Consider the following 1,534-nt stretch of genomic DNA (forward strand, 5'->3'; position numbering starts at 1 on the left):
CGCCGGGCGCGTGGACTTCGCGATCCTCGACCTGCACGACCTCGCCATCGCCCGCGAGAAGGGCGCCGACCTCGTCGCGGTCATGCCGGTCGTGCAGCAGCCGCTCGCCAGCATCCTCGCGGCGCCGGAGATACGGCGTCCCAAGGACCTGGAGGGTCGCCGGGTCGGGGTCACGGGCCTGCCCAGCGATGTCGCCGTCCTGCGCTCGATCGTGGAGGCCGACGGCGGTGACCCCGATCGGGTCGAGACCACGACCATCGGGTTCACGGCGGTCCCCGCCCTGCTGGGCGGCAAGGTCGACGCCGCCACCGCGTTCTGGAACGTCGAGGGCGTCGCGCTGCAACGCCAGCGGCCCGCGACCAGGATCTTCCGCCTGGACGCGTACGGCGCGCCCAGCTACCCCGAGCTGGTGCTCTGCACGACCAGCACGACGCTGCAGGACCGCCGTTCGCTGGTCTCCGCCGTGGTCAAAGCGCTCAAGCGCGGCTACGACGAGACCATCATCGACCCCGAGAGCGCGGTCTCGGCGCTCCTCGATCAGCAGGAAGGGCTGGACCGCAGCGCGATCGAGCGTGATCTCGACGCGGTCGGCCCGGCGTTCGCCGCCGGCCCGACGGGCTTCGGCGTGTTCGCCCGCGACGCCGTGACGAAGTGGGCGGCCTGGGAGGCCGAGGTCGGCATCACGAAGGAGCCGGTGAACGTGCCGCTGACGTTCCCGACGCTCTGAGCGCCTACTGGGCGCGCAGGCGGCGGAACTCGTCGCGCACGGACTGCGGGCGACCCCACATCTGGGTCACCTCCACGCGACCGCTGCGGACCTGACGGACCGCGAGCTCCCCGGTGATCCCGGCGTCGTCGAGCAGGCCGAGGGCCGTGCTGACCGCGGGCACCGACGCGGCGTGCCCGAACCGGTGGGCGACGAGCAGGCGCCAGTGCCAGTCGTGCTGCGAGTAGGGCTGGGCGTTGCAGGTCACCATGTAGACCGCGGCGTCGATGTACCGGTCCTCGTCGTCGATCCGCAGATCGAGCTCGAGGTCGGTCCAGTCGTCGGGCAGCGAGTCCACGATCCGGGCGAAGGTGTCGGCGAGCGCCATGAGGCGAAGAGTACCCTCGCTGGACGATGACCGTGCTCGCCGCCACCGACGCCGACCACACCGTCCTCACGACCGCCTGCGGAATCCTGGACAGGTCGCAGCGGGGCAAGCTCGCCCTCACGGGCGAGGACCGCCGGTCGTTCCTCAACGGCCAGGTCACCAACGAGATCGAGACGCTGGCGCCGGGACGGGGGGTGTACGCCGCCTTCCTCACCCACAAGGGGAAGATGCTCGGCGACGTCCGCGTGCTCGAGACCGGTGAGGAGCTGCTGCTGGACACCGAGCGCGTCGCTCTCCAGGCGCTGTTCGACCTCGTACGCCGCTTCAGCATCGGCTACGACGTCCAGCTGCACAAGCGCACCCTGGAGTCCGGGCTGCTGTCGCTGCTGGGTCCCCGGACCGACGACGTGCTCCGCGCCGCGGGGGCCGACGTCCCCGGC

2 protein-coding genes and 1 pseudogene are annotated in these 1,534 nt (G+C 71.7%); 2 read left to right on the forward strand and 1 reads right to left on the reverse strand.

What is annotated here, in order from left to right; genetic code table 11:
* A partial coding sequence (locus ABYE80_RS20730) for an ABC transporter substrate-binding protein (RefSeq protein WP_372792332.1) occupies nucleotides 1-727 on the forward strand: 727 nt, incomplete at its 5' end.
* A 4-nt stretch (nucleotides 728-731) separates the two neighbouring features.
* Here the strand turns inward: ABYE80_RS20730 and ABYE80_RS20735 are convergent.
* Nucleotides 732-1,094 (reverse strand): hypothetical protein, encoded by a 363-nt coding sequence (locus tag ABYE80_RS20735; protein ID WP_372792334.1) that lies wholly within the window; start codon nucleotides 1,092-1,094, stop codon nucleotides 732-734.
* A 26-nt stretch (nucleotides 1,095-1,120) separates the two neighbouring features.
* On the opposite strand from ABYE80_RS20735, the pseudogene ABYE80_RS20740 reads away from it, so the two are divergent.
* Nucleotides 1,121-1,534: pseudogene (locus ABYE80_RS20740) on the forward strand (folate-binding protein); the annotation flags it as partial.

Source organism: Paraconexibacter sp., assembly GCF_041602235.1.
Lineage (GTDB): Bacteria > Actinomycetota > Thermoleophilia > Solirubrobacterales > Solirubrobacteraceae > Paraconexibacter.

What these genes read in the sequence shown, in the direction of transcription:
- ABYE80_RS20735 (WP_372792334.1), bottom strand. Translation starts at nt 1,094, where the DNA reads ATGGCGCTCGCCGACACCTTCGCCCGGATCGTGGACTCGCTGCCCGAC.